The sequence below is a fragment of the Dorea acetigenes genome (assembly GCF_025567385.1).
GTDB lineage: Bacteria > Bacillota > Clostridia > Lachnospirales > Lachnospiraceae > Claveliimonas > Claveliimonas acetigenes.
In genome coordinates this window covers 91,999-110,051 of the sequence record NZ_JAOQJU010000002.1, presented here as the reverse complement: position 1 = coordinate 110,051, position 18,053 = coordinate 91,999, and the positions used below count along the sequence as shown (strand labels likewise).

Here is an 18,053-nt window from a genome sequence, read left to right as displayed (position 1 = left end):
AACAGGAGGATTTGAGATGTCTAAGAGAAAAGATATCCATAAAGTACTGATTATTGGTTCTGGACCGATTATTATAGGGCAGGCATGTGAATTTGATTATTCCGGAACACAGGCATGTAAAGCACTTAGGAATTTAGGGTATGAGATTATATTAGTTAATTCCAATCCGGCAACTATTATGACCGATCCGGAGATTGCAGATGTTACCTATATTGAACCGTTGAATGTGGAGAGAATTGAACAGATTATCGCAAAAGAAAGACCAGATGCGTTATTGCCGAATCTTGGAGGGCAGTCCGGTCTTAATTTGTGTTCGGAACTTTCACAGAAAGGGATTCTGGACAAGTATCAGGTTAAGGTTATCGGTGTGCAGGTAGACGCTATTGAACGTGGAGAAGACAGAATTGAATTCAAGCATACGATGGAAAGTCTTGGAATTGAGATGGCAAAAAGTGAGGTTGCTTATTCTGTAGAAGAGGCATTGGCGATTGCTGACAAACTGGGATATCCGGTGGTACTCCGCCCGGCATATACTATGGGCGGTTCCGGCGGCGGCTTGGTCTATAATGTAGAAGAATTAAAGACAGTCTGTGCCCGTGGGCTGCAGGCAAGCCTTGTGGGACAGGTGCTTGTAGAAGAATCTATTCTCGGATGGGAAGAGTTGGAACTGGAAGTCGTACGTGATGCCAACAATAATATGATTACCGTATGTTTTATTGAGAATATGGACCCTCTTGGCGTCCACACAGGCGATTCTTTTTGTTCTGCGCCGATGCTCACGATTTCCGAAGAAGTCCAGAAACGGCTGCAGGAGAAATCATATAAGATTGTTGAGTCTATCCAGGTAATCGGGGGAACCAATGTGCAGTGGGCACATGACCCGAAGACGGATAGGGATATTATTATTGAAATCAATCCAAGGACGTCCCGTTCTTCTGCTTTGGCTTCTAAGGCAACCGGATTCCCGATTGCTCTTGTATCCGCAATGCTGGCAGCCGGACTTACGCTGGATGAGATACCGTGTGGAAAATATGGTACGCTTGACAAATATGTTCCGGATGGTGATTATGTAGTAATTAAATTCGCCAGATGGGCATTTGAGAAGTTTAAAGGAGTGGAAGACAAGCTGGGAACCCAGATGCGTGCTGTCGGAGAGGTTATGAGTATCGGTAAGACTTACAAGGAAGCATTTCAGAAGGCAATCCGCAGTCTTGAAACCGGACGCTATGGACTGGGACACGCTAAGGATTTCGATCAGAAATCAAAGGAAGAACTGTTAAAATTGTTGATTACACCTTCCAGTGAACGGCATTTTATTATGTATGAAGCACTCAGGAAAGGGGCATCCGTAGATGAGATTCATGAAATTACGAAGGTAAAACATTATTTCATTGAACAGATGAAGGAATTGGTAGAGGAAGAAGAAGCGCTCGCTGCATTCCGGGGCGGCCTTCCGTCTGATGAAGCTTTGATTACAGCAAAGAAGAATGGGTTTTCTGATAAATATTTAAGTCAGATTCTTGATATACCGGAAGATGCAGTGAGGGAGAGACGAATTGCACTGGGTATGGAAGAAGCCTGGGAGGGTGTGCACGTCAGCGGAACAAAGGACAGCGCCTATTATTATTCTACTTACAATGCACCGGATCAGAATCCGGTAAAGGAGAGCAAGCCGAAGATCATGATCCTTGGCGGCGGCCCGAACCGTATCGGCCAGGGGATTGAGTTCGATTATTGCTGTGTACATGCATCATTAGCACTTAAGAAGTTGGGATTTGAGACAATTATCGTGAACTGTAATCCAGAGACCGTATCTACCGACTATGATACATCTGACAAGCTTTATTTTGAACCGCTGACGCTGGAAGATGTACTGAGCATTTATAAAAAAGAAAAGCCGGTAGGCGTAATTGCGCAGTTTGGAGGGCAGACACCGCTGAACCTTGCTTCTGACCTGGAGAAAAACGGAGTGAAAATCCTGGGAACCTCTCCTTCTGTGATTGATCTTGCAGAGGACAGAGATCAGTTCCGTGCCATGATGGATAAGTTGGAAATCCCTATGCCCGAATCGGGAATGGCTGTCAATGTGGAAGAAGCACTGCAGATTGCAGAAGAAATCGGTTATCCGGTCATGGTTCGTCCATCTTACGTGCTTGGCGGAAGAGGGATGGAAGTTGTATATGATGCGGACAGCATGGTTGGATATATGAATGCGGCAGTGGGCGTGACACCGGACAGACCGATTCTGATTGACCGTTTCCTTGGACATGCCACAGAGTGTGAAGCTGACGCTATTAGCGATGGAACCCATGCATTCGTTCCGGCAGTTATGGAACATATTGAGCTTGCCGGTGTTCATTCCGGTGACTCTGCATGTATCATTCCGTCCAAATATATTTCAAAAGAGAACCTGGAGACGATAAAGGAATATACTAGAAAGATTGCCGAAGAAATGCATGTGCAGGGGCTTATGAATATGCAGTATGCCATCGAGAATGGCAAAGTGTATGTTCTGGAAGCGAATCCAAGAGCTTCCAGAACAGTTCCATTGGTATCTAAAGTATGTAATATACGGATGGTGCCGCTGGCGATTGACATTGTCACATCTGAATTAACAGGAAAGCCTTCTCCGGTTCCGCAGCTTAAAGAACAGAATATTCCATATTATGGCGTGAAGGAAGCTGTTTTTCCATTTAATATGTTCCAGGAGGTAGATCCGGTACTTGGGCCGGAAATGCGCTCTACAGGAGAAGTTCTGGGACTTTCCAGGTTCTACGGGGAGGCATTTTACAAAGCGCAGGAGGCAACTCAGAAGAAGCTGCCGCTTAAAGGAACCGTCTTACTTTCTGTCAACGATAAAGACAAACCGGAAATTGTGGAGGTGGCAAAAGAATTTGCTGAGACAGGATTTACGATTATTGCATCCAGACATACTTGTGAGTTAATCCGCGAAGCCGGAATCGAAGCTGAAATGGTAAATAAGCTTCAGGAAGGCAGACCAAATATGCTGGATCTGATTACAAATGGTAAGATTGATTTGATTGTAAATACACCAATCGGACAGGAACGAAAAGAAGATGACAGCTATCTTCGTAAGGCGGCAATTAAGAAAAAGATTCCGTATATGACAACAATTGCCGCGGCGAAAGCAACTGTAAGCGGCATTAAATCCATGAAAAAACAAGGCTGCGGAGAAGTGAAATCCCTCCAGGAATTACATGCCGAGATAAAGGAAAAATAGATAGCAAGGAGAACGAAAGATGAAGAAATTTATAGAAGAATTTAAAGCATTTATCAATCGCGGCAATGTGATGGATATGGCGGTCGGCGTAATTATCGGTGGTGCATTCACTTCGATTGTAACATCACTTGTAGAAGATATTTTAAGTCCTATTATCGGTTTGTTTGGTGGTAAGAATTTTGACTCGTTGAGTGTGAATATTCTGGGTGAGGTAACACTGAATTACGGAAAGTTCATTACAGCAGTTGTGAATTTCCTGATTATGGCAGTTGTTGTCTTTCTGATTGTAAAGGCAATGAATACAGCAGCGGCTAAATTTTCTAAAAAGGAAGAGGCTGTGGAAGCGGCAACAACGAAAATCTGTCCCTTCTGTAAGACGGAGATTGCAATTGATGCCACAAGATGTCCGAATTGTACATCTATGCTGGAGGAATAAAACGGCAGGTAATAAAATGGAGGCGGTTTTATGACTATGTATGACCTGATTATCAAAAAGAAGAGAGGAATGGCTCTTACAAAGGAAGAAATTCATTTTATGATTCAGGGGTACGTATCAGAAAAAATTCCTGATTATCAGATGTCTGCTATGATGATGGCAATCTGCTTCCGGGGAATGAATGAAAACGAGACGAAAGAACTGACGCTTGCTATGGCTCACAGCGGAGATATGATGGATTTGTCGCATGTTGAAGGAATAAAAGTGGATAAACACAGTACCGGAGGAGTAGGAGATAAGACATCTCTTGTGCTTGGACCAATGGCGGCCTCCGTTGGGATTCCGGTGGCAAAGATGGCAGGAAGAGGTCTGGGGCATACGGGCGGAACCATTGATAAGCTGGAAAGTATACGTGGATTTTCTACGGAGCTTTCCGAAGAAACTTTTATCCGCAATGTAAATGATATTCATATTGCAATTGCGGGGCAGACCAGGAATCTTGCCCCGGCAGACAAGAAACTATACGCTCTCCGGGATGTGACCGGGACGGTGGATCAAATGTCCCTGATTGCCAGCAGTATTATGAGCAAGAAACTCGCAGCCGGGGCAGACGCTATTATACTTGATGTAAAAACAGGTGACGGGGCATTTATGAAGAGTCTGGAAGATGCAAGAGCGCTTGCAAAAGAGATGGTAACAATCGGGCGGCTTGCAGGAAAACGGATGAAAGCTGTTATTTCTGATATGGATCAGCCGCTGGGTTATGCGGTAGGAAATGCATTGGAAGTAAAAGAGGCGATCAACACATTGCAAGGGCACGGCCCGGAGGATTTGACAGAATTGGCTGTTACGCTTGGCTCTTATATGGCAGTTGCTGCAGAAAAAGCAGAGACTTTTGAAGAAGGCAGGGAACTGATGAATGAAACCTTGCAGAACGGAAATGCCTGGAGGAAATTCTGTGAATTTGTGAAAGCGCAGGGTGGGGACGTCTCACAGGTAAAAGAACCTTCTCGTCTCCCGTCTGCACAATATATTGTGCCGGTACAATCTCCGGTGAGTGGATTTACGGCCGATATTAAAACAGAGGAAATCGGTCGCATCAGTTTGCTTTTGGGCGGAGGACGCGAAACGAAAGAAAGCATCATTGACCCGGCAGTCGGAATTGTTCTTTGCAGGAAAAAAGGCGAGTATATTGAGAAAGGCGATACGCTGGCTTATCTTCATGCAAATGCTAAAGAAAAGCTGTCCGCTGCAGAAGAAAGGCTTCTTGCGGCTTGGTCCTGGTCTGATACACCGGTAAAGGCAAAATCTATCATCAAAGAAGTTATTTAATTTCTGAAGCAGGATAATGTAATAAGAAACAAAAGCTGCACATAGATTAGTTATAAAACTATGTGTGGCTTTTATTATGAAAAGAAAAGGAACGAACATAGATGCCACTTCGCTGCAGAGCCGTATGGCAGATGCTTATGGGATACCGAAAGATGTTGCCCTTGGAATGCCGATTCTTACTGTGACCGGAAACTCAGAACTGTGCCTTGAAAATTATCGTGGTATACAGGAATATACCGATACTTTAATTCGTATACAGACGAAAACAGGACAGATTAAACTGCATGGAACCTGCCTGAAGGTAGAATATTACACGAATGATGAAATGAAAGTAACAGGAAGACTGCATTCAGTTGAATATCAATAGGGGGAATTTCATTGTTAACATCACTCATCCGATATTTGAAAGGCTATCTGAGAATCCGCGTGGCAGGATATTCACCGGAAAGATTTTTAAATGCCTGCAGTCACAGAGGGATTTATATTTGGAATCTTACAGCCGATCAAGGGGCTTATGATATGTACATAACTATCAAAGGATTTCATAAATTAAAGCCAATTATAAAGAAGACCGGGACGAAGGTTATCATAACAGAACGGTTCGGGCTTCCTTTTTTTTTACACAGATACCGGAAACGCAAGCTTTTTTTTTCCGGTGCGGCAGGATGTGTTTTCCTCGTTTATCTTCTTTCACTGTTTATATGGAATATTGACATAAGCGGCAACATTCGATATAGTGATGATACAATTCTTACCTTTTTGGAATCACGAGACATTACACATGGAATGAAAAAGTCGGAGATTGATTGTGCCGGTATTGTAAAGGCACTCCGAAAAGAGTATAACGATATTGTGTGGGCGTCGGCTTCCGTAAAGGGTACAAGATTGTTTGTACAGATTAAGGAAAACGAGGATTCCTATAAAAATGAAGAAAGTGATTCTGCTATACAGGAACAGGGGGAAGATATCGTAGCAGACAGGGATTGTGTCATTACAGAAATGATTACAAGGAGCGGAACCCCGATGGTTCATGTGGGAGACAGCGTTAAAAAAGGAGATATCCTTGTCTCGGGACGAGTAGAAATTTTAAATGACAGCGGAGAAGTTACGGGATATCATTATTTGAAATCCGACGCAGATATCCGCGGTCAGACTTCCATAGTTTATGAAGAAAGACAGAACCTTACTTATACAGCAAAAAAGTATGAAAATATTAAAAAAGAATTTTACTTCATAAGAGCCGGCCATTATATCATTGGTTTTGGAGCATATAAAAATCCTTATGAAACCTTCGAAATATGGACCGAGGAGACTGCCCTTCAGATAGGAAAAAACTTTTTGCTTCCGTTTTCTTATGGAACACGTACCATCATCCCCTATCAACCTGTAGAAAAAAGTTATGGAAAAGAAGAAATTCAGGATATACTTAGTGAAAAGTTTTCTAGATATTGTGCAGATATGAAAAAAAAGGGGGTAGAAATTCTGCAGAATAATGTTAAAATATACACAGAGCGCGATTTTGCATCGGCAAAGGGAACATTAACCATTCTTACAGATATCGGCGGTAAATTGCCAACGGAAGAAATCCCTTTGCCTGAAACCACCGGGGAAGACGGGACAGAAAGGACAGATACAGACGATGGGAATGAATGAAATAACGGTAGATATCCCGGCCGAGTACCAGAGCGTGGTATTTGGTCAATTTGATGCATTTGCAAAGAAAATAGAAAGAACACTTCACGTTACTTTGATTGCTCGCGGAGATACGGTGAAAATCCTCGGTGAATCTTCCAGGACGGCAAAGGCGGAGAGCGTGCTGAAGCAATTGATAGAACTTGCCAAACGGGGAAACGATATCAGGGAGCAGAATGTTGATTATACTTTGTCGCTTGCCATGGAAGGCAGTGAAGAAAAGGTGCTTGAGATAGACCAGGACATTATCTGTCATACCCTGCAGGGGAAGCCCATTAAACCTAAGACACTGGGACAGAAGAAATATGTAGACGCAATCCGGAAACAAATGATTGTATTCGGCTTAGGACCTGCCGGAACCGGAAAGACGTATCTGGCAATGGCGATGGCAATCACAGCTTTTAAAAATAATGAAGTGGGAAGGATTATTCTTACCAGACCCGCGATAGAAGCCGGAGAGAAGCTGGGATTCCTGCCCGGAGACCTGCAGAGTAAAATTGATCCCTATCTCCGTCCTCTCTACGATGCGTTATATCAGATTATGGGGGCAGAAAGCTTTCTTAAGAATTCTGAAAAGGGACTGATTGAGGTGGCGCCTCTTGCTTATATGAGAGGGCGGACACTGGATAATGCATTTATTATACTGGATGAAGCACAAAATACGACTCCGGCGCAGATGAAGATGTTTTTAACAAGAATTGGTTTTGGCTCTAAAGTTGTCATTACCGGAGATGCCACGCAAAAAGACCTTCCGGGCAATCAGATTTCAGGTCTGGATGTGGCGGTTAAGGTAGTAAGAAATATTGAAGATATCAGCATTTGCAACCTAACCAGCAGAGATGTTGTAAGACATCCGCTGGTACAGAGGATTGTAAAAGCATATGAAGAATATGAGACAAAAAAACCAGGAAAGAACCGGAGGAAAAAATAAGATGACTCTTTATTTTGAAGAAGAAGGGGAAGGCAGGCTCCCTCTGGAGTGTGAATCATTTGCCAGGCAGATTATTGAAGATACATTAAATTACATCGGCTGCCCATACGAGGCAGAAGTGAGCCTGCTTTTGACAACGAATGAACAAATCCATGAAATGAACCGGGAATTTAGAGGAATAGACCGCCCAACGGATGTGCTTTCCTTCCCTATGGTTCAGTACCCGGTTCCGGGAGAATTTGCATTTCTTGAAGAAACGCAAGATTGCTTTCATCCGGAGTCCGGCGAACTTCTGCTTGGCGATATTGTGATTTCTAAAGAAAAAGTATTGGAACAGGCGGCCGCTTACGGACATTCTGTCAGAAGAGAATATGCTTTTTTAATTATCCATTCTGTGTTACACTTAATTGGATATGACCATATGGAAGATGAAGAACGTCAGATTATGGAAGCAAAACAGAGAGAAATACTGGAACATTTACAGATTATGCGATAACGGATGGAGTATTTTATATGTCGGAGAGAAAAAAAGGAACGAATTTTATTATGCAAGGTACAATTCTTGGTGTGGCTGCGATTATCACCAAACTAATTGGTCTTGCCTACCGCATCCCGCTTACCAATATTATGGGAGCAAAGGGAAATGGGTACTACGGAGTTGTATTCCAGGTGTACAGCCTGGCGCTGATGCTTACTTCTTACAGCCTTCCGATGGCCGTGTCTAAGCTGGTATCTGCCCGGGTTTCGACGGGGCAGTATAAGAATGCTTACCGGGTATTGAAAGGAGCAATGACATTTGCTGTTTTGGCGGGCGGTATCGTTGCGGCAATCGTATTTTTCGGAGCGGGCATTATTTCAACTAATATCCTGAAGATGGATTTAAGCGTATATGCTTTGCGCGTACTTGCTCCCTGTATCTTAATCGTTGCTATTCTGGGCGTGCTCAGAGGTTTCTTCCAGGGATATGGGACGATGATTCCCACCGCATTTTCACAAATTTTAGAGCAGATTGTAAATGCAATTGTCAGTGTGACGGGAGCTTATTTGCTTTTGAATCTTGGAAAAACGGTGGCGCAGTCCAACGGAAATGACAATTACAAGGCTGCATTTGCCGCTGCAGGCGGTACCCTGGGAACGGTTATGGGGGCGTTGACGGCGCTTTTATTCCTGGTATTTGTATTTGGTGTGTACCGAGGAACGCTGAAAAAGCAGATGCGGCGTGATAGGACGAAGAAACTGGAAAGCCGTAAGTATATTTATAAAATATTATTCTTAACTATCGCTCCGGTTATTTTAAGTGCGACTGTGTATAATATCAGTAACCTTCTTGACCAGGCTATTTTTTCTAATATTATGGCAGCACAAGGATATGCGGAAGAAGAGTACACAGCGCTTCTCGGTATGTTCAATGGTCAGTACGATACGATGACAAATATTCCACTTAGTATGGCAAGTGCGCTGGCTTCTTCATTTATCCCGAGCCTTGTTGCGACAATTCAGACGGGGAAACGCAGACAGATACATAATAAGATTGACATGGTGTCGCGGTTTAATATGCTGATAGCAATCCCCTGTGCTGCAGGATTCATTTTCCTGGCAAGGCCGATTCTTGACCTTTTATTCTATACACAGGACAATGAAATCCCGGCCATGCTGCTTAGAATAGGTGGTATTTCTGTCGTCTTTTTCTGCTTGTCTACGGTTACGAATGCCGCACTTCAGGGAATGGATCAGATGGCAAAGCCGGTGAAGAACGCGGCGATTTCGCTGGTTATTCATATTGTATCGCTTTTAATTATGCTGATTGTATTTAAGTGGAGCATTTATTCCATCGTAGTCAGCAAGATTATTTTTGCCGCGGCAATCTGTGTCCTGAATGCTCATGATCTTCGGGAAGCTTGCGGATACATACAGGAAAGGAGGCGTACTTTTGTTATTCCTACGATAGCTTCCATTATTATGGGGCTTGGTGCGCTTTTGGTTCATTTGCTTTGTGAATTGTTTATTGGGGAGAAAATCGCAACCGTTATCGCAATTCTTGTTGCCGTACTTCTGTATGGAATTATTTTGGTTCTGCTGGGAGGAGTGACGGAAGATGAACTGCGAAGTATCCCGAAGGGTGATGTCTTAATCTACGTTCTCAGGAAAATGCATCTGCTTAGAGGTGAAAGAAGATAATATGAAACCAGTAAAAAAAATAGCGCTTCTCCATGACATGTGTGGAGTGGGGAAAGCAGCGCTGACGAATATGCTTCCTGTGCTTACAGTGCAAGGAATCGAAGTATGTCCCATACCTACCATCCTTTTGTCAACCCATACCGGCGGATATGGGAAACCTGCTGTTTATAAGGTGTCAGGAGATTACATACGCAGTTGTGCGGATCATTATCAGGAGCAGAAAGTTACCTTTGATATGATTTTTGTAGGATATCTGGGAAGCCCGGAGTTGGTGGATGCCGTGCAGTATTTCCTGAAAGCTTTTCCGGGGACAACCGTTGTTCTGGATCCGATCATGGGTGATCACGGAAACTATTATTGTAATTTCGATAGCTCCTATGGTACCGCTGTAAGGGCACTGCTTCCCTATGCGGATTTGATTTTGCCGAATTTAACAGAATGTTATCTGCTTCTGGGAGAAGAATTTGTCCTTACCGATGAAAAAGAAAGCATAGAAGAAATTTGCTGTTCCCTCAGGAAATTGGGTGCGAAGGATATTATAATTACCAGCATTCCGGCTGGTATGGGCGGCAAAGGGATTGCCGTTCTCCAAAAAGAACAGCTTACGATATTAGAAAACCGGGAAATGCTGAGAGAATTCCATGGGACAGGCGATGTATTTGACGGCATGGTGACAGCCGGACTGCTCAACGGAAAAACCATTTTACAGAGTGTAGAAGAAGCGCATAACTTCGTCTGCAGCTGTATCCGGGAAAGCAGCCGTTACGATTACCCTGAACGAGAAGGGCTTATGATAGAAAAAACGCTGAAAAGCCTGTATAAATTTTAAAGAAAAGCCGATACTGTACTAAAAAAGGAGTTGTCCTTATGAATAAAAAATATAGTATTGGCTTTTTTCTGGTTACAATTCTGGCACTGGTTCTTATTTCCGGCGCTTACCGTTTCAGCTATGAAAAGGCGAAGGAGCGTTCGTTGGAGGAACAGAAAACAGAAACTAAGCAAGAACAGGCTGTGGCTGCGGAAGGAGAGGCTTCTAAGGAAGAGGGCTATTATCTTGTGGATATAAACGGATATATTGTCGTATATTTAAGTGATAAAAAAACAATCTATGAATATACAGATATATTGGTGGATGAACTTCCTGTTTCTGTACAGACAGAAATAGAAACAGGAAAATATGTGGAAGATATACAGACTCTTTATGGATTTCTTGAAAATTATTCCAGTTAATGCCTATTGCCGGGTATCAGCAGATGGTGTAAGATAAAAGCGTGTCTGAAACAGAAAGGAACAAAAAAAAAATGAATGAAGAGAAAATCACAAGAATTAATGAATTATACCGAAAATCAAAAGCCGAAGGGCTTACAGATACAGAGAAAAAAGAACAGCAGCTGCTGCGCCGGGAGTATATTGATGCAGTCCGCAGAAATCTCCGGGGGCAGCTTAATAATATTTCTATTAAAGAAGCGGACGGGAGTATTACAGATTTGGGCGAAAAATATGGAAATAAGAAGGGAAATTAAAATATGGAGTTACCAAAGGATCCCATGCTGCTTCTCAGCGTAATTAACACAAAACTCAGAGATTATTATGATTCTCTGGACGCGCTGTGTGAAGACATGGATGCAGAAAAAGAATGGATTATAAATACACTGAAAGGAATGGATTATGAATACGATGAATCCAGAAATCAATTTATCTAAGGAAGCTCCCCTTGAAGAGCCGGAAAGACAGTATTATTACATAGAAAAAGCGAAGAAATATGTAAAAGAACAAATGGAAAAGCTTGGACGGCAGCTTACTTTCTGCGTTGTCACTTTTGGCTGTCAGATGAATGCGCGAGATTCTGAAAAATTAACCGGTGTCCTCCGTCAGATCGGATATACAGAGGAATCAAATGAAGAAAAGGCAGATTTTGTAATCTACAATACCTGCACCGTCCGGGAAAATGCCAATATGCGCGTCTATGGACGTCTGGGACAGTTGAACCGCATTAAGCGCAGGAAGCCATACATGATGATTGCCCTGTGCGGATGCATGATGCAGGAGCCGGAGGTTGTAGAAAAATTAAAGAAAAGTTATCGGTTCGTCGATATCATTTTTGGAACACATAACATTTATAAATTTGCTGAATTGATTGCAACCCGTTTTGAATCAGAACGGATGGTAATTGATATTTGGAAAGATACGGATAAAATAGTGGAGAATCTGCCAAGCGAGAGGAAATTTCCCTTTAAATCCGGTGTCAACATTATGTTTGGATGCAATAATTTCTGCAGCTATTGTATTGTGCCTTATGTGAGAGGACGGGAGAGAAGCCGTGACAAAGAAGCAATTATAGCAGAGATAAAACGCCTGGTGGCAGACGGTGTTGTGGAGGTCATGCTGCTTGGACAAAATGTCAATTCTTATGGCAAGACGTTAGAAGAACCCATAAGTTTTGCAGAGCTTTTAAAAGAAGTGGAAAAAATCGAAGGGCTGGAACGGATACGGTTCATGACATCCCATCCGAAGGATCTGTCAGATGAACTGATTGAGGTCATGAAAGATTCTAAAAAAATCTGTAAGCATCTTCACCTTCCGGTACAGTCAGGAAGCAGCCGCATCCTTGAAAAAATGAACCGCAGATATACGAAAGAACAATATCTGGAATTGGTAAGAAAGATTCGTGAGGCGGTTCCGGATATTTCCTTGACGACGGATATTATTGTTGGGTTTCCGGGAGAAACGGAGGAAGATTTTCTGGAAACAATGGACATTGTAGAAAAAGTCCGGTACGACAGCGCCTTTACTTTTATTTATTCTAAAAGAACCGGGACCCCGGCTGCAGTTATGGAAGAGCAGGTTCCCCAGGAAATTGTAAAAGATCGCTTTGACAGGCTTCTTAAGCGGGTGCAGGAGATATCTTCCGAAGTCTGTGCTGTTCATGAGGGAACTACGCAGACCGTGCTGGTGGAATCTGTTAATGATCATGATGAGACACTTCTTACCGGACGGCTCAGTAATAATCTGCTGGTACATTTTCCGGGAGATGCCGGTTTGATTGGCAGTTTCGCAGATGTAAGGCTGGATGAATGCAAAGGATTTTACTATTTGGGGACAATGGTTTAAAATCCCACCCATAATTTGTGCCTATAACGCCTAAACTATGTAGTATAACACATAGCGAGGGCGTTTTTTATGAAAAAATTGAGTGAATATATTTTCTTCTGGGCATTGGGAGGTTGTATCTATTATTTTTTTGAGATTCTTTTCCGCGGCTTTTCTCATTGGTCCATGTTTGTCCTGGGAGGGATCTGTCTTTTGTTTTTTTATATTCAGGGTTCCCTGTTGCATTGGAAGGAACCACTGTGGAGGCAGGTTCTGCGATGCATTATCTTTGTAACGGCGATGGAATTCATAACCGGAATTATTGTCAATAAATGGCTTCATCTGGAAGTGTGGGATTACAGTGGGCTTCCTTTACAGCTTTTTGGACAAATCTGCTTTCCGTTCATCGTAATATTTTCCGGCTTGTGTCTGGTAGGAATCTTTATAAGCGGATATTTAAGTTATTGGCTTTTTGGAGAAGAAAAACCATCTTATCATATACTGTAAGCAGAATATTTTCATCTTTCTTTATGAAAAGAAAGATGATATAATGAGCACAATGAAAAAACGAAAGAGGAGATAGATGTGGCTGAATTAACACCAATGATGCAGCAATATATGGAAACCAAAAAGGAATACAGCGACTGCATCTTATTCTATAGATTAGGGGATTTTTATGAAATGTTCTTTGACGACGCCCTGACTGCGTCCAGAGAGCTGGAAATTACTTTAACGGGTAAAAACTGTGGTTTGGAAGAGAGGGCTCCGATGTGTGGAGTCCCTTATCATGCCGTAGACATTTACTTAAATAAACTCGTATCAAAAGGATATAAAGTAGCTATTTGTGAACAGATGGAAGATCCTGCGACTGCAAAAGGGCTGGTTAAAAGGGAAGTGGTGCGTATTGTCACGCCGGGTACAAACCTTAGTATGCAGACACTGGATGAGACGAAAAATAATTATATTATGTGCGTTGTATACATTGCCGACCGCTATGGACTCTCTGTGGCAGATATTACAACAGGAGATTATTTTGTGACGGAACTTGACAGCAGCGGTAAGCTTTTGGATGAAATCTGCAAATTCATGCCTTCGGAACTTATTTGTAACGAAGCCTTTTTTATAAGCGGACTGGATATTGATGATCTGCGGGAACGGCTGAAAATCACGATCTATTCTTTGGAGTCCTGGTATTTTGATGATGCTATATGCGTCCGCAGGTTAAAAGAACACTTCCATGTCAGTTCGATGGAAGGTCTGGGCATTGCAGATTATTCCTGCGGAATCATCGGTGCCGGCGCTCTCCTTATATATTTGGAAGAAACACAGAAGAATTCTCTTTCCCACCTTACCAGGCTGACCCCTTATGCAACAGGAAAATACATGCTTCTGGATAGCTCTACCCGTCGGAATCTTGAACTGACAGAAACATTACGCGAAAAAAATAAAAGAGGCTCTCTTCTGTGGGTGCTTGATAAGACAAAGACGGCCATGGGCGCCCGAACCTTGCGAAAGTATATTGAACAGCCGCTGATTCATAAAGAATCGATTGAAAGACGCTTGGATGCAGTTGAAGAATTGAAGAGTAACGCTATTTCCAGAGAAGAGATTAGAGAATACCTGTCTCCGGTTTACGATTTGGAACGTCTGGTTACAAAAATCACTTATAAATCTGCTAATCCAAGAGATATGATTGCTTTTCAGAGCTCTCTTGCAATGCTTCCTCATATTAGATACATATTGGAAGATATGCAAAGCCCGCTGCTTAAAAAGCTGTGGGAAGACCTGGACACATTAGAAGACCTGTGCACACTGATTTCTTCAGCAATTTGTGAAGAACCGCCTCTTGCGATGAAAGAAGGCGATATTATCCGCGATGGTTATAATGAAGAGGTAGACCGTCTGCGAAGCGCTAAAACAGAAGGCAAAAACTGGCTGGCGGATCTGGAGGCAGAAGAACGGGAAAAAACCGGGATTAAAAATCTTCGCGTAAAGTATAATAAGGTGTTTGGATATTATCTGGAAGTCACGAATTCTTACAAAAACCTTGTTCCGGATTATTATACCCGCAAACAGACACTTGCTAATGCAGAGCGGTATATTACACCCCGGCTCAAAGAATTGGAAGATACTATATTGGGAGCGGAGGACAAATTATATGCCCTTGAATATGAGCTGTATTGTGAAGTTCGGGATATCGTAGGACGTGAAGTCGTTCGGATACAAAATACGGCAAAAGCCATCGCCGATATTGACGTGCTCGCCTCCCTTGCACTGGTGGCAGAGCGAAATAATTACATACGGCCGAAAATCAATGAAAATGGGAAGATAGAAATCAAAGATGGCCGTCACCCGGTAGTGGAAAAAATGATTCCCAACGATATGTTTATTGCCAATGATACTTTTCTGGATGACAAAAAGAAACGAATCGCCATTATTACCGGCCCTAATATGGCAGGAAAATCCACCTATATGCGGCAGACAGCGCTGATCGTATTGATGGCGCAAATTGGTTCTTTCGTACCGGCTTCAGAAGCAAATATCGGGATTGTAGACCGAATTTTTACCCGTGTAGGAGCATCGGATGACCTTGCCTCCGGTCAGAGTACTTTTATGGTGGAGATGACGGAAGTCGCAAATATTCTTCGCAATGCTACGAAAAATAGTCTTCTGATTCTGGATGAAATCGGAAGAGGAACCAGTACTTTTGATGGTCTCAGCATTGCGTGGGCGGTTGTTGAACACATCAGTAATACGAAGCTTCTGGGAGCTAAAACACTGTTTGCCACCCACTACCATGAACTTACAGAGTTAGAAGGTAAGATTGATAATGTAAATAATTATTGTATCGCGGTAAAGGAAAAGGGAGATGATATCGTATTCCTTCGTAAAATTGTAAAGGGAGGCGCGGATAAAAGCTATGGAATCCAGGTAGCAAAGCTGGCAGGCGTGCCCGAATCTGTCATTAGTCGTGCGAAAGAGATTGCGGAAGAACTTTTGAATGCTGATATCACCGGGCGGATAAAGGATATTGCAGCAGGAGGACATGAAGCAGCAGTTAAAACAAAAAAATATGATGATGTGGATCTTGCACAAATGTCATTGTTTGATACGGTGAAAGATGACGATGTACTGGAAGAATTAAAAAATTTAGATATCAGCCATTTAACTCCCATTGATGCACTGAACACCCTTTATCAGCTTCAGAATAAATTGAAAAACAGGTGGTAACAATGAAAATACAAGTATTAGACCAGGTAACAATTGACAAGATTGCAGCAGGAGAAGTGATTGAAAGGCCTGCATCGATTGTAAAAGAACTGGTAGAAAATTCTATCGATGCCCAGGCAACTGCAGTGGTCGCAGAGATTAAAGAAGGAGGGATCTCTTTTATCCGGATTACCGATAATGGATGCGGGATGGATAAAGAAGACGTTCCTTATGCATTTTTACGTCATTCCACCAGTAAAATACGCTCCGTAGATGACCTGTCGCATATTTCTTCCCTTGGGTTTCGTGGAGAAGCGTTATCCAGTATTGCGGCGGTTTCTCAGGTGGAATTGATTACCAAACCGGCGGATTCATTGTTTGGGACAACCTACCGGATTGAGGGCGGAAAGGAAATTTCTATTGATGAAACAGGAGCGCCTGATGGTACCACCTTTTTGATAAGGCAGCTGTTTTACAATACGCCTGCCCGCCGGAAATTCCTGAAAACTGCAATGACAGAAGCAAGCCATGTGGGCGACCTGATTACACGTCTTGCCTTATCCCACCCTGAAATTTCTTTTCAGTTTATAAATAATGGACAGTCCAAATTACATACTTCAGGAAATGGAAATTTAAAAGATGTGATTTATCATATATATGGCCGTGAAATAGCGTCGCATTTGCTTGCTGTAGACTATGAAAGCGGAGGAATACGGATTACCGGATTTGCCGGAGAACCGATTATTTCCCGTGGAAACCGTAATTTTGAAAATTATTTTATTAATGGGCGATATGTGAAAAGCAATATCATATCAAAAGCAATTGAAGACGCATATAAAGATTTTACGATGCAGCACAAATATCCGTTTACGGTTCTCCACTTGTCGATCGACGGTGAAACGGTGGATGTGAATGTCCATCCGACCAAGATGGAACTTCGTTTTAGTAATCAACAGCAGATTTATAATTGCGTATGTGAAGCAGTTGGAAAAGCTTTGCATCAGGAAGAATTGATTCCGCATGTAGAAATCCCCGAACCGCCCAAACCGCCGACAGAAAGGAATCCACAGGATACGGTTACTTTTGGGACAACTGTAAAAAAGAAGGAGCCTGCAGCGCAGAAAAATCTGGACTACTTTATGGAAAAGATGCGTGAACGGGTTCTGTCCTATCATGAACAGAACTCTGCCGCGGAAGTAAAGAATAAGAACGATATTTTCAAGCCGGAGCGGCAGACAAACCGTATCAGAGAAGCAGTAAATTACCGAAAAGCTAATTTGGAGGAAAATACTCCATCTGTGCCGTCAGGTGAACAGCTGAATTTCTTTGATGAGAAACTTCTGACGAAAAAGGCAGCCACAGAATACAAACTTATCGGACAGGTATTTGAAACTTATTGGATTGTAGAATTTCACGATAATCTTTATATCATTGATCAGCATGCTGCACATGAACGCGTGCTGTATGAGAAGACACTTGCCGGGATGAAGAAAAGAGAATTTACTTCTCAACTCATCAGCCCGCCGATTATTCTGGAGCTTTCTATGAAAGAAGCTGAACTTCTGAATAAATATATGGAGCGGTTTACCAGGATTGGTTTTGAAATCGAAGAATTCGGACAGGATTCTTATGCCGTCCGTGCTGTTCCCGACAATCTGTTTAGCATTGCCAAAAAGGATCTCCTTATGGAAATGCTGGATTCGCTCTCAGATGAGCTGTCCACGGAAAACACACCGGATTTAATCGACGAAAAGATAGCATCTATGTCCTGTAAAGCTGCTGTAAAAGGGAATATGAAATTGTCAGCCGCAGAGGTTGAGACTTTGATCGGAGAATTGCTGGAACTGGAAAATCCTTACCATTGTCCTCATGGCAGACCGACAATCATTGCCATGTCCAAACGGGAACTGGAGAAGAAATTCAAAAGGATTGTATAGAAAGGA

The 18,053-nt window shown here is 42.6% G+C and carries 16 protein-coding genes; all 16 read left to right on the top strand.

Translation table 11 applies throughout. The annotated features are described in order from the left end of the window. The first annotated feature begins 16 nt into the window (after positions 1-16). The 16 genes from carB (at position 17) to mutL (ending at position 18,047) form a co-directional block, all read left to right on the top strand. Positions 17-3,241: a carbamoyl-phosphate synthase large subunit gene (carB, locus tag OCV99_RS02935; RefSeq protein ID WP_158368000.1), complete on the top strand. Its 3,225-nt coding sequence runs from the start codon at positions 17-19 to the stop codon at positions 3,239-3,241. A gap of 19 nt (positions 3,242-3,260) precedes the next feature. Continuing rightward, the gene (mscL, locus tag OCV99_RS02930; RefSeq protein WP_158367998.1) at positions 3,261-3,677 is read left to right on the top strand and encodes a large conductance mechanosensitive channel protein MscL; all 417 of its coding nucleotides are present in this window, start codon (positions 3,261-3,263) and stop codon (positions 3,675-3,677) included. 30 nt (positions 3,678-3,707) lie between these two features. After that, on the top strand, positions 3,708-5,009 hold the full coding sequence (locus tag OCV99_RS02925; protein WP_158367997.1) for a pyrimidine-nucleoside phosphorylase: 1,302 nt from the start codon (positions 3,708-3,710) through the stop codon (positions 5,007-5,009). Positions 5,010-5,085: 76 nt separating this feature from the next. Continuing rightward, complete coding sequence (locus OCV99_RS02920) at positions 5,086-5,376, top strand: YabP/YqfC family sporulation protein (RefSeq protein ID WP_158367995.1); 291 nt, start codon at positions 5,086-5,088, stop codon at positions 5,374-5,376. Positions 5,377-5,387: 11 nt separating this feature from the next. Beyond that, a complete protein-coding gene (locus OCV99_RS02915; RefSeq protein ID WP_158367993.1) occupies positions 5,388-6,662 on the top strand; it encodes a sporulation protein YqfD in 1,275 nt (424 codons plus the stop codon). Further along, positions 6,649-7,632 (top strand): PhoH family protein, encoded by a 984-nt coding sequence (locus OCV99_RS02910; protein ID WP_158367991.1) that lies wholly within the window; start codon positions 6,649-6,651, stop codon positions 7,630-7,632. Before OCV99_RS02915 ends, OCV99_RS02910 begins: the two co-directional genes overlap by 14 nt. 1 nt (position 7,633) lies before the next feature. Further along, entirely contained in the window at positions 7,634-8,128 is a 495-nt protein-coding gene (gene ybeY, locus OCV99_RS02905; protein ID WP_158368562.1) for an rRNA maturation RNase YbeY, read from the top strand. 17 nt (positions 8,129-8,145) lie between these two features. Continuing rightward, positions 8,146-9,810 carry a putative polysaccharide biosynthesis protein gene (locus OCV99_RS02900; protein ID WP_158367989.1) on the top strand — a complete coding sequence of 555 codons (1,665 nt, stop codon included), beginning with the start codon at positions 8,146-8,148 and terminating at the stop codon, positions 9,808-9,810. A 1-nt stretch (position 9,811) separates the two neighbouring features. Continuing rightward, positions 9,812-10,639: a pyridoxamine kinase gene (locus OCV99_RS02895; protein WP_158367987.1), complete on the top strand. Its 828-nt coding sequence runs from the start codon at positions 9,812-9,814 to the stop codon at positions 10,637-10,639. A 38-nt stretch (positions 10,640-10,677) separates the two neighbouring features. Further along, the gene (locus OCV99_RS02890) at positions 10,678-11,040 is read left to right on the top strand and encodes a hypothetical protein (RefSeq protein ID WP_158367985.1); all 363 of its coding nucleotides are present in this window, start codon (positions 10,678-10,680) and stop codon (positions 11,038-11,040) included. Positions 11,041-11,111: 71 nt separating this feature from the next. Next, entirely contained in the window at positions 11,112-11,333 is a 222-nt protein-coding gene (locus OCV99_RS02885) for a DUF896 domain-containing protein (RefSeq protein WP_158367983.1), read from the top strand. 3 nt (positions 11,334-11,336) lie between these two features. After that, positions 11,337-11,513: a DUF4250 domain-containing protein gene (locus OCV99_RS02880; RefSeq protein WP_158367981.1), complete on the top strand. Its 177-nt coding sequence runs from the start codon at positions 11,337-11,339 to the stop codon at positions 11,511-11,513. Continuing rightward, the gene (miaB, locus tag OCV99_RS02875) at positions 11,479-12,921 is read left to right on the top strand and encodes a tRNA (N6-isopentenyl adenosine(37)-C2)-methylthiotransferase MiaB (protein WP_158367979.1); all 1,443 of its coding nucleotides are present in this window, start codon (positions 11,479-11,481) and stop codon (positions 12,919-12,921) included. The genes OCV99_RS02880 and miaB overlap by 35 nt, the downstream gene beginning before the upstream one ends. 69 nt (positions 12,922-12,990) lie before the next feature. After that, a complete protein-coding gene (locus OCV99_RS02870; RefSeq protein WP_158367977.1) occupies positions 12,991-13,407 on the top strand; it encodes a putative ABC transporter permease in 417 nt (138 codons plus the stop codon). A 78-nt stretch (positions 13,408-13,485) separates the two neighbouring features. Next, positions 13,486-16,131 carry a DNA mismatch repair protein MutS gene (mutS, locus tag OCV99_RS02865; protein ID WP_331490622.1) on the top strand — a complete coding sequence of 882 codons (2,646 nt, stop codon included), beginning with the start codon at positions 13,486-13,488 and terminating at the stop codon, positions 16,129-16,131. A 2-nt stretch (positions 16,132-16,133) separates the two neighbouring features. Beyond that, positions 16,134-18,047, top strand: coding sequence for a DNA mismatch repair endonuclease MutL (gene mutL / locus OCV99_RS02860; protein ID WP_158367975.1), 1,914 nt, complete (start codon positions 16,134-16,136; stop codon positions 18,045-18,047). Positions 18,048-18,053: the final 6 nt, after the last annotated feature.

What these genes read in the sequence shown, in the direction of transcription:
- carB (WP_158368000.1), top strand. Translation starts at nt 17, where the DNA reads ATGTCTAAGAGAAAAGATATCCATAAAGTACTGATTATTGGTTCTGGA.
- mscL (WP_158367998.1), top strand. Translation starts at nt 3,261, where the DNA reads ATGAAGAAATTTATAGAAGAATTTAAAGCATTTATCAATCGCGGCAAT.
- OCV99_RS02925 (WP_158367997.1), top strand. Translation starts at nt 3,708, where the DNA reads ATGACTATGTATGACCTGATTATCAAAAAGAAGAGAGGAATGGCTCTT.
- OCV99_RS02920 (WP_158367995.1), top strand. Translation starts at nt 5,086, where the DNA reads ATGAAAAGAAAAGGAACGAACATAGATGCCACTTCGCTGCAGAGCCGT.
- OCV99_RS02910 (WP_158367991.1), top strand. Translation starts at nt 6,649, where the DNA reads ATGGGAATGAATGAAATAACGGTAGATATCCCGGCCGAGTACCAGAGC.
- ybeY (WP_158368562.1), top strand. Translation starts at nt 7,634, where the DNA reads ATGACTCTTTATTTTGAAGAAGAAGGGGAAGGCAGGCTCCCTCTGGAG.
- OCV99_RS02900 (WP_158367989.1), top strand. Translation starts at nt 8,146, where the DNA reads ATGTCGGAGAGAAAAAAAGGAACGAATTTTATTATGCAAGGTACAATT.
- OCV99_RS02895 (WP_158367987.1), top strand. Translation starts at nt 9,812, where the DNA reads ATGAAACCAGTAAAAAAAATAGCGCTTCTCCATGACATGTGTGGAGTG.
- OCV99_RS02890 (WP_158367985.1), top strand. Translation starts at nt 10,678, where the DNA reads ATGAATAAAAAATATAGTATTGGCTTTTTTCTGGTTACAATTCTGGCA.
- OCV99_RS02885 (WP_158367983.1), top strand. Translation starts at nt 11,112, where the DNA reads ATGAATGAAGAGAAAATCACAAGAATTAATGAATTATACCGAAAATCA.
- OCV99_RS02880 (WP_158367981.1), top strand. Translation starts at nt 11,337, where the DNA reads ATGGAGTTACCAAAGGATCCCATGCTGCTTCTCAGCGTAATTAACACA.
- miaB (WP_158367979.1), top strand. Translation starts at nt 11,479, where the DNA reads ATGAATACGATGAATCCAGAAATCAATTTATCTAAGGAAGCTCCCCTT.
- OCV99_RS02870 (WP_158367977.1), top strand. Translation starts at nt 12,991, where the DNA reads ATGAAAAAATTGAGTGAATATATTTTCTTCTGGGCATTGGGAGGTTGT.
- mutL (WP_158367975.1), top strand. Translation starts at nt 16,134, where the DNA reads ATGAAAATACAAGTATTAGACCAGGTAACAATTGACAAGATTGCAGCA.